We start from the raw sequence: 9,520 nt of genomic DNA, 5'->3' as shown, positions 1-9,520 counted from the left end.
GACGGCGCTGGCCCCGCGGGCGACCCACGCCACCGGCGCCTTCCCGGGCGGCACCAGCGCATGCAACGCGCGCAGCCCGGCGCCCAGGTTCTTCTGGAGCGCCCGGCGCACCGCGTCCGGCAGGGCGCCGGGCTCCACCGCCTCCCGGTGAATCACCAGCTCCCGGCACAGCGCCCAGGTGGCGTCCGGCAACATCGCGGGCGGCGGCAGCGCATCCAACAGCACGCGCCGCTCATGCGCTGTCTTTCCCCGGAACACCGGCGTGTGTCTGGGATTCGCCGCCGTCAGGCTGAACGTCGCCAGCGCCTCCGCGTCCGCCCCCAGGTCCCGGGTCGCCGCCAGCGCCCGGGCCCAGCCCAGCGCCGCCGCATGCGGGTCCTCCCCGGAGACCTCCACCACCGTCTGAGCGTGCCTCGCGGCCCACCGGTTCCAGAGGGTCCCCCCCAGGGCCTCCGGTCCCTCCAGCACGCTCAGGGTCGCGATGCCTTCCGCCCGGCGCCGGGCCTGGCGGTCCAACGCATCCAGCAGCGCGACTTCCCCCGCCAATGGCAAGCACTACCCCCCGGGAGTGATGGCTTCACCGCCTCCTCGTGAGCAAAAGCCTGCCCTCGTGGGTCGGGTGAAGACAAGCCCCCCAAAGGAGGTAGGGCGTCCCGGGAAGCAGGGGACCCGGGTGGGTCTGAAAGGCTTTACCCCTCCGCGTCGTCGCCGGTTTCCCGGTGGAGCAGCACGCCCAGTCCCGCCGCCGCGAGCGCCGAAACCATGCCCGTCAGGAAGGGGGCCTGGGTGCTCCACGACGCATACATCCAGCCGCTCGCCACCGGACCCACCGTGCGGGCCAGCCCGCCGCACGACTGCGCCAGCCCCAGCACGGCGCCCTGCTGCGACGGCGGGGCCACCTGCGAGGCCTGGCTTGAAATCAACGGCTGCAGGAAGCCCGTGCCCACGCCCACCAGCACCACGGCGACCATCATCGGCAAGGCCTGCTGCGCCACCGCGAGCCCCGCCATGCCGCACGCCAGGAGCAGCGCCCCGGTGATGAGCAGCCGGAACTCCCCCGCCGCGCGCGACAGCGGCCCAATCAGCCCGCCCTGGATGACCATGCCCAGCCCGCCCACCACCGCGAACGTGTAGCCCACTTCCTTCGAGCCCCAGCCCAGCCGCGCCTGCACCAGCAGCGCGAACGCCACCTGGAGCGTGGTCATGGACAGGAAGACGGCGAAGAACAACCCCAGCACCATCCCCAACGCCTTGCGCCGGGGCGCGTCCCGCAGCGCGGCCCAGCGTGTCTGGGATTTCGCCGTCACGCGCTGCTCCACCGGGTGCGTCTCCGGCATCGCGATGAGCGCGCCCAGGAAGCCCACCAGCGCCAGGCCCCCGGCGAGCAGCGGCGGCACCCACGCGCCCAGCCCGGAGAACAGCCCGCCCAGCGTGGGCCCCAGCACCATGCCCAGGCCGATGCCCGCGCCGATGCGGCCCATGGCCTTCGCGCGCGTCTGCTTCGTCGTCACGTCCGCCAGCGCCGCCTGACACGCGGCGATGTTGCCGGACGTCGCCCCCGCCAGGATGCGCGACGCGAACAGCAGCGGCAGCATCCGCTGGTGGCTGGCCAGCGCGAACAGCGCCATCGCCGCCGCGTTCGCCAGCAGGCTCAGGAGGATGACCGCGCGCCGCCCGTGCCGGTCCGAGTACCGCCCCAGCAGCGGCGTGGCCAACAGCTGCGTGAAGCTGAAGCACCCCAGCAGGATGCCCACCGTGCGCGCCGAGCCGCCCATGGACTGCACGTAGAAGGGCAGCATCGGGATGACGATGCCGAAGCCCACCAGGTCCAGGAACACGGTGAGGAACACCACCGCCTCCACCCGGCGCAACAGGCCCGGTGAGGCGACGGGGGCGGGCGCCGCGCCCACGCTCTCAGCCACCATGGCCCGCCCGGTCCACCGGCAGCGCGTCCGCGTAGGCGCGCAGGATGCGGCCCTCGTCGTAGGCGTACTGGAAGCCCGTGGCCTCCAGGAAGCGCTTGTTGTCCACCACGATGGGATAGCGCAGGTGGTCCGTGGCCCCCACCGACAGCCGGGGGAAGCCCGCCCGGCCCAAGAGCAGCGACAGCACCGGCGACGGCAGCGGCACCGGCGTGCGGCCCGTGCCCCGGATGATGACCGACAGCGGCACGGGCGCGGGCCCCGCGACGTTGAAGATGCCGCGCACCTTCTTCTCCAGCGCCAGCTGCAGCGCCGTCACCACGTCCTCTTCCTGGAGCACGTGGAAGAGCGGGTCGTAGCCCAGCACCATGGGCACGCGCTTGCCGCGCAGCAGGTTCGCGAGCGTGCCCGTGCCCGGCGTGCCCAGCGTGTACACGAGCCGCAGCACCGCGGTGGTGACGTCCGGCATGCGCCACAGCGCCGTCGCCGCGTACAGGTCCGCGGCCACCAGGTCCGCCAATTCCGGGATGGCCTCCAGCGCGCGCGGGGGCTCGTCCTCGGAGTGGTACAGCGGCGAGTCCGGCGCCGCGCCGTAGAACGTGTGCCGGCCCACGAAGAGCACCTGCTTCACGCCGTGCGCCGCGCAGTGGTCGAACAGCGCCTTGGTGCCGTCCAGGTTGATGCGGCCGCGCTCGCCGCCGGGCACGGTGAACGCCGTCACCGTGGCCATGTGCACCACCGCCTCCGGCTTCCAGCGGCGGAAGACGTCCTCGGCGGCGCGCTTGCGCACGTCCACCGGGTGCACCTGGATGTCCTTGGGCGCGTCCCGCCACGGCCGGATGTCGATGCCCGCGACCTCGTGGCCGCTGTCGCGCAGCTTGAGCGCCAGCCTGCGCGCGATGCCGCCGGAGATGCCTGGAATCAACACCCTCATGGCAACAGCCTCCGGGTCCGGCGCAGGTTGCGCTCGGCGCGGTTGTCTTCGATGAGCCGCTGGATGCGGGCCTTCACCTGGTCCACGTAGCCCTGGATGACGTGGTCCTCCTCGTCGCCCGTGCCCTCGAAGACGAGCGGCTCGCCGTAGTGGATCTCCAGCCCCACCGGCAGGGGCAGCGGCAAGAGGTACGGCGTCAGCGGGATGTACGGCATGCCCAAAAGCTTCCCCAGCGCGTACGCGTTGGTGATGGTGGGGATGGCCGCGCCGCCGCCCAGGAAGGCGAAGGGGATGATGGGCGAGCGCGTCTGGAGCGCCAGCCGGATGAACCCCGTGCCGAAGTCCACCAGCGAGTACCGGTCCGGGTAGAGCTTCGCGGTGCCGCGCGCGCCTTCCGGAAAAATCATCAGCAGCCGGTCGTCCTCCAGGAGGCGCACGGCGTGCTCGGGCAGGCCGGTGAACTGGCCGGTGCGGCTGGCCCACAGCGAGGCCACGGGGAACTTGTGGATGAAGCGCTCCACCATGCCCTGCGCCAGCCGGGGCGGGTCCATCTCCAGCATCGTGGAGGTGAGCACCATCATCCCGTCCACCGCGACGCCGCCGGAGTGGTTGCCCACCAGCATGCCCCGGCCCTTCTTCGGGATGTGTTGCACGCCGGTGCAGCGCACCCGGAAGTAGTTCCGGTAGAGGAAGGCGAAGAACTCCAGCGCCAGCTTCAGGTGCTTCTTGGAGATGCCGTACGGGTCGACACCGTACTCGTTGAAGGGCAGCTCCAACCGCTCCACCCGCTCTGACAGGGACTTGCTCTGGGGCACGGGGCGCACCGTAGCACCGCGCGGAGGCTTTGCACGGGGGGCCCGCGTCCCCCATTGTGCGCCCGACGGGCGCCCTGTGAGGCGGGAGGGCCGCCCGAGGAGTGACGCGTGATGGCGGGGCAGCCGTGGATGGGAATGCTGGACGGGGCGCTCTCGTGGGCCATGGCCCTGCCGGAGGGCCTGGCCCAGGAGGTGTCGGTGGACGTGGCCGGCCGGCGGGTGCGCCTGTCGCACGCGCGGGTGGAGGCGCTGTCGCGCAGCGTGCTGGGCCGCGTGAAGGGGCTCTCGCTGCGCTCCTGGGACAGCACCCCCACGGTGTATGACCTGCGGCTCGACGTGCGGGGCTGGAAGCTGCGGGTGGAGACGACCCCCCAGCGCGTGGAGCTGGCCGGAGGGCGCTACACGCTGTGGCTGGCCACGCCGGGCCGGGTGGAGCTGGAGGAGTCCCCCGGTGCCTCGTCGCTGCTCATGGGCGCGCTGCGCACGGGGGCCGGGAAGGCCGCGCTCCAGGCCCTGGCGCGCAGGCTGCTGCCGCCGGAGCTGGCCTGGGACGGACAGGTGCTCCGGGTGGAGGGGAGGCTGCCGAAGGACGGCGCGCTCGCGGCCCGCCTCTTCGAGTCCTCCTCGCTCAAGATGACCGCGGCGCACGCGCCGGAGGGGCTGTGGCTGTCCGCGGAGGCGTGGCCGGGGCTCTTGGACCTGCTCCAGGCCGCGCTGGGCCCGGCGCAGGGGTAGGGCGCCTTCGTCAGCGGCCCTCGCCGTCCCACACGTTGGCGCGGCCCTCCAGGGGCCCGCGCTGCGGACGGACGATGCAGAAGCGCTGCCCGGTGGGGGCCTCCATCACCCACCAGCGCTTCACGTAGGCGACGCGCTTGGCGCCCAGCGCCTCCAGCCGCTCCAGCTCCGCGTCCAGGTCGTCCGCCTCGATGTCCAGGTGGATGCGGCTCTCGTGCTCCACCTGCTGGATGAGGAGCATGGGCTCCTCGGGCTTCGCCTCCAGCTCGCGGTAGTTGGGCGAGTCCGCGTCCACCGGGGCCACCTTCCGTCCCAGCGCCGCGCTCCAGAACCGCGTGGCGGCGTCGAGGTCCCCGACCTTGCAGTCGATGACGAACGTGCTGAGTCGGCTGTGGTGCATGGCGGTGCTCCTGAGGGGGCCGGGCAGGGGGGAAGCCCGTTGGGGGGGAGCCAGGGATATACCGAAAAGCAGGGGGACGGTACGACGGAGTTGAAGGGCCGGGAGGTGAAAGCCTACTGCCCGCTCATGCCCGGGCCCGGCTTCCAGACCTTCACGTAGTCGATGGACGCGGTCCACGCCGTGGAGCCCGTGGCGTTCGCGTCGCCGTACCAGAACGCGGACGCGCTGCCGTTGAGGGCCCAGGTGGAGGCGACGAAGTTCGCCATGCCCACCAGCATCCGCTTGTAGTCCGGGTTGTTGGAGAACGCGGCCGGCAGCGGAATCTCCCGGATGGCGTTGGTCGCCGGGTCGCCAATCCACATCCGGAGGTCATTGCCCACGCGGCGCGCGGTGTAGACCCACTGCTTGCCATTGCGGCGGTCCACGGTGGGCCGGACTTCGGACTGCTTGTTGTCCGGGTCCCAGTGCCAGGTCGTCATGACGTTCGTGCCGTCGTTGTTGGGCAGCTCCACGAGGTCCAGCTCCGGCGGCCACGGCGTCCCGCCCCAGCTCTCCGCGATGGGCCACATGAGGAAGTACATGCCCGTGCCCATGCCCGGCGGCAGGTCCGCCTTGAACGACACCTGGTAGTCCGCGTAGCCGGGATGCGCCGGCCGGGAGTTCTGCGCGTCCCACCACGTGCCCTGGTCCAGGTAGCAGCCGTCCCAGATGCCCGAGCCGTCAGCGCGCTTCCGGGCGCGCATCTCCAGGTAGCCATTGGCCGTCACGCACTGGCTCTGCGTGTTCATCACCATGACCGTGTGGATGAGCGGCACGTTCGTCTGCCATTGCTTCCACTTGTTCCAGTCCAGCGAGTCGAAGTCGTCCTGGAGGTCCAGCACCCAGCCGGTGGGCGGGTTGGGGACGCCGCCCACGCCGGGCGTGCTCCCGGACTGCAGCGTCCAGCCCACCTGGGCGGACGCGTCGCCGGCGGCCTCGTAGTACTCCACCTTCACGCGGTGCGTGCCGGCGGTGAGGGTGACGTCACCGGTCCGCGTGGACGCGCCGTGGTCGCTCCAGTGGTCCACGACGAGCGCCCCGTCGACGTAGATGCGGCTGCCGTCGTCGGACGTGGTGGAGAAGCGGTACGTGCCCGCGCTGGCGAAGCTCCAGTCGCCCTCCCAGCGCACGCTGAAGTCGTCCACGCCCACGCCCGTGCCGGGGCTCCCCGTCCCCCAGGAGAACTGGATGGCGGCGTCCTGGCGCTGGAAGGCCCGGGTCGTCAGGTTCCGGTCGCTGAAGTAGGTGCCCCGGAAGGCGCCCGTGGGGATGGGCAGCTCGCTGGGGCCCGCGGCGTCCCCCAGGAGGTTCACCTCCTGCACCCAGGAGCCGCCCGTGTTCGTGCGGTAGCGCACGTAGACGAAGCGCGCGTTGGTGTCCGGGATGTCGCAGCCCTGCCACTGGACGGCGCTGCCGTCGACGTCGCAGTCGTACCAGCCCGTCTGGGCCCAGCTCGCGTCGAAGAGCTGGACGTGGAAGCGATACGCCTGGTCACCCAGGCTCCACACCTCCCGCACCTGCTTCACCGTCCCCAGGTCGTAGCCGGCAGAGGCGTTGTCGCCCGCGCCCCACGCCCCCGAGGCGTCGTCACCGTCGTTCACCTGCCAGGGGTAGTTGAAGCCGCTGTCGTCGATGAGCGTCGCGGCCAGCTCGCCAGTCGCCGCGCCGCGTGAGACGGCGACGCGCGCGTCGGGCGTGGGCTCGCGGACGTCACAGGCCGCCAGCGAGCACACGGGGAGCAGCAGGCACGCCCGGACGAGCGCGCGGGAACGGGGGGATGGGACCAACTTCCGCCTCCAGCAGGGATGGGAGGCGACGAGACGTCCTGGCTGCGCGGACTGTCAATCTCGTTTTCTTGGAAGTTGGCTTGGTCTGTTTGTTCCCGTTCAGGCCTGGGGTTGCGCGAGGAGCTTGTCGAGCGCCGCGTAGCTCTGGTTGAGGCCCTGCTCCATGCCGGCGCCGACCATGCCCTGGAGGTCCTCCACGGTGTGGAAGAGGGACACGGTGACGAGCTTCGTGCGGCCGTCGCCCAGGTCCTGCAGCGTCATCGTCTCCACGACGACGTGGCCGGGCGTGCCGTCCCACTCGAAGGTCTGCTCGATGCGCTCCATGGGCGTCACCTCGCGGTAGCGGCCCTCGAAGCCGTGGCTGCCGTCGGGCGAGTGCTCGACGAAGCGCCAGTGGCCGCCGCGCTGGACGTCCATGCGTTCGACCACCACCTTGTTGCCCCGCCCCCACCACTGCGCGACGAGCGCGGGGTCCGTCATCGCCTTCCACACCCGCTCGCGGGGCGCGTTGAAGATGCGCTCGATGCGGACCTCCCGCTCCGAGGGCTGGGTGACGAGGGCCTTGGGTGAACTCGCGACTTGGGTCGTCATGGCGTTCCTTTCGTGCGCTCGAGGAAGTCCTCGAGGTGCTCCAGGCGCTGCTCCAGCATGGTTCTGTACGTGGCCATCCACTTCGCCACGTCCTCCAGTCGCCTGGGACCGAGCCTGCAGTGGCGCACCCGCCCGACCTTCTCCGTCGTGACGAGCCCCGCGTCCTCCAGGATGCGCACGTGCTTCTGGAACCCCGTGAGCGTCATCTCGAAGTGTTCGGACAGGCTGCCGATGGACGCGCCGGTCCCTCCTCCCAGCCGCAGGAGGATGGCCCGGCGCGTCGGGTCCGACAGCGCCGCGAACGTACGGTCGAGGGCGGCTTGAGACTGAACCATTTGGTTCAGTGATAAGGCCTGGGCTCCGTGACGTCAAGGGCTCCCGGGGCGCCGGCTACTTGCGCTGCTTCGACATCGAGCGGACGAAGACGGAGTCGATGCCGTGGATGCGCATGGACACGAAGTCGTCCGCGGTGGCGTTCGTGTAGCCCAGGCTCCGCATCTCCTTCACGAAGGCGGGCGTGACGCCGTGGATGCGCATGGACACCAGGTCATCCGCGCCCAGGTCCGGGAACCCCAGGCCGCGCATCTCCCGGATGAAGTCCGGCGTGACGCCGTGGATGCTCATGGACAGCAGCGAGTCCAGGGGCAGGCCCTTGAACCCCAGCGCGGCCAGGCCCTGGATGCGCTCCGGCGTGACGCCGTGGATGCGGCAGTCCACCAGCTGCTGGAGCGTGAGCTTCGCGTAGCCCTCGGCCGCCATGGCGCGGACGTAGTCCGGGGTGATGTTGAAGATGCCCACGTGGACCAGCTCCTCCAGGGTGGTCACCTTCTGGCCCGTGGCCGCCAGCGCCTGGACGCGCTTCGGGCCCACGTTGACGCTGGCCAGGAGGAACTGCTCGTCCGCGTCCGGCCTGGGGATGCCCAGCTCCGCCAGCTTCTTCGCGTAGCCGGCGTCCGGGCTGAAGCGCCAGGTGCCCACGCCCTGCCCGTCGTTGAAGCGCCCCTCGAAGTCGAACGTGCCCGCCTCGCGCACCAGCTTGAAGGGGGCGCTGCTTCCGTCCGCGGTGGACAGCCCCTGGAAGTCCGCGAGCGGCGCGGAGAAGCCGTGGTGCGAATCCGGACGGTCCTTGGGCTGCAACGACAGCTGCAACTGCTGCTCCTTCACGTACGCGCCCCACGTGCCTGTGCGCTGCGCTTCGGCGGCGACGACGGGGAGGGCGAGGAACATCACGACCAGGGTCATCCACGGAGACAGGCGAGACGTCATGACGGCGACTCCTTTTTCGGGCAAGGCGCGGCCCGCCCGCGCGCTCCTCCTTGGAGGAGCGCGCGGTGGGACCAGATGGGAGATGAGGGGAGGGATTACTTCCGGGGCTTCTGCATGCGGCGGATGAAGTCCGCGTCCACGCCGCCGGTGCGCAGGCGCAGCAGCTCATCCACGGTGGCGGGCTTCACGCCCGCGGCTTCCAGTTCGTGCAGGTAGCTGGAGTCGACGCCCAGGGCGCGCAGCTGCACGGCCTCATCCAGCTTCAGGTTCCCGAAGCCCGCGGCCTTCAGGTCGTTGACCCACGCGGCATCGATGCCCAGCGCCTTCGCGCCCAGCAGGTCGTCGAGGTCCTCCTTCGCGAAGCCCAGGGCCGCCATCTGCCCCAGCCACTCCGGCGTGACGCCCAGGTGCTTCATGGCCACCAGCTGCTCGGCGGGGATGGACTGGCCGAAGCGGTCCGCCATGGACTTCACGTACTCCGGCGTGATGCCCGCGTGCTGGAAGCCCACCAGCGTCTCCACCGTCGGCGCGTAGCCCATGGCGGAGATGCGGTCGACGACCTCCGGGGTGACGCCGGCAATCTTCAGTGCGACCAGCTGGTCCACGCTCAGCGGATCCACGCCCACGCGGGTGGTCTCGTCGTCGTCCTGGGCCGCGTTGCGCTCCGCGCGGGCCTTCGCCTTGTCCGCGGGGGCGGGCTTCGGAGCTGGCGCGACGACCGGCGCGGGCGCCGGAGCCGGCGTGGGAGCGGCGGCGATGGTCAGCGGACGGGGCGCGGCGATAGGCGTTGCGCTCACGGAGGGCACCACCGAGGCCTTCGCCACCGAGTCCTTTGCCTCCGAGTCCTTGGCCTCCGAGGCGTTCGCCACCGAGGACTTGGCCTCCGAGGTCTTCGCCTCCGAGACCTTCGCCACCGAGGCCTTCGCTTCCGGCGCCTTCACGGGCTGCACGGCGAGCGCCGTCAGCGGCACCGCCAGCGCCAGGCTGCTGGCCAGCGTGACGATGGACACCCCCGCCGCCCAGCGCGACGA

General features: G+C 71.3%; 9 protein-coding genes and 2 pseudogenes. 1 reads left to right on the top strand and 10 read right to left on the bottom strand.

Going from position 1 to position 9,520, the window contains the following annotated elements:
* The 4 genes and pseudogenes from ACLEQD_RS29715 to ACLEQD_RS29700 form a co-directional block, all read right to left on the bottom strand.
* A pseudogene (locus ACLEQD_RS29715) lies at window positions 1-546 on the bottom strand (restriction endonuclease); the annotation flags it as partial.
* Window positions 547-689: 143 nt separating this feature from the next.
* On the bottom strand, window positions 690-1,925 hold the full coding sequence (locus tag ACLEQD_RS29710; protein ID WP_410388671.1) for an MFS transporter: 1,236 nt from the start codon (window positions 1,923-1,925) through the stop codon (window positions 690-692).
* Window positions 1,915-2,856 carry an NAD-dependent epimerase/dehydratase family protein gene (locus ACLEQD_RS29705; protein ID WP_410388669.1) on the bottom strand — a complete coding sequence of 314 codons (942 nt, stop codon included), beginning with the start codon at window positions 2,854-2,856 and terminating at the stop codon, window positions 1,915-1,917. Before ACLEQD_RS29705 ends, ACLEQD_RS29710 begins: the two co-directional genes overlap by 11 nt.
* A complete protein-coding gene (locus tag ACLEQD_RS29700; protein ID WP_410388667.1) occupies window positions 2,853-3,680 on the bottom strand; it encodes a lysophospholipid acyltransferase family protein in 828 nt (275 codons plus the stop codon). Before ACLEQD_RS29700 ends, ACLEQD_RS29705 begins: the two co-directional genes overlap by 4 nt.
* A 102-nt stretch (window positions 3,681-3,782) precedes the next feature.
* On the opposite strand from ACLEQD_RS29700, the gene ACLEQD_RS29695 reads away from it, so the two are divergent.
* Window positions 3,783-4,406, top strand: coding sequence for a hypothetical protein (locus ACLEQD_RS29695; protein ID WP_410388673.1), 624 nt, complete (start codon window positions 3,783-3,785; stop codon window positions 4,404-4,406).
* A gap of 10 nt (window positions 4,407-4,416) precedes the next feature.
* On the opposite strand, the gene ACLEQD_RS29690 is transcribed toward ACLEQD_RS29695, so the two are convergent.
* From ACLEQD_RS29690 to ACLEQD_RS29665, 6 genes and pseudogenes are all read right to left on the bottom strand, one after another.
* Window positions 4,417-4,806, bottom strand: coding sequence for a VOC family protein (locus ACLEQD_RS29690; RefSeq protein ID WP_410388665.1), 390 nt, complete (start codon window positions 4,804-4,806; stop codon window positions 4,417-4,419).
* Window positions 4,807-4,919: 113 nt separating this feature from the next.
* The gene (locus ACLEQD_RS29685) at window positions 4,920-6,632 is read right to left on the bottom strand and encodes a PA14 domain-containing protein (RefSeq protein WP_410388663.1); all 1,713 of its coding nucleotides are present in this window, start codon (window positions 6,630-6,632) and stop codon (window positions 4,920-4,922) included.
* Between the two features lie 99 nt (window positions 6,633-6,731).
* Window positions 6,732-7,223: an SRPBCC family protein gene (locus tag ACLEQD_RS29680; RefSeq protein WP_410388661.1), complete on the bottom strand. Its 492-nt coding sequence runs from the start codon at window positions 7,221-7,223 to the stop codon at window positions 6,732-6,734.
* The gene (locus ACLEQD_RS29675; protein ID WP_410388659.1) at window positions 7,220-7,558 is read right to left on the bottom strand and encodes an ArsR/SmtB family transcription factor; all 339 of its coding nucleotides are present in this window, start codon (window positions 7,556-7,558) and stop codon (window positions 7,220-7,222) included. Before ACLEQD_RS29675 ends, ACLEQD_RS29680 begins: the two co-directional genes overlap by 4 nt.
* Before the next feature lie 55 nt (window positions 7,559-7,613).
* A complete protein-coding gene (locus tag ACLEQD_RS29670; protein WP_410388657.1) occupies window positions 7,614-8,489 on the bottom strand; it encodes a 4-hydroxy-3-methylbut-2-enyl diphosphate reductase in 876 nt (291 codons plus the stop codon).
* 95 nt (window positions 8,490-8,584) lie between these two features.
* A pseudogene (locus tag ACLEQD_RS29665) lies at window positions 8,585-9,520 on the bottom strand (hypothetical protein); the annotation flags it as partial.

Origin of the sequence: Corallococcus sp. 4LFB (assembly GCF_046520365.1) — a bacterium.
GTDB lineage: Bacteria > Myxococcota > Myxococcia > Myxococcales > Myxococcaceae > Corallococcus > Corallococcus caeni.
This window is presented reverse-complemented; position numbering and strand designations above follow the sequence as displayed.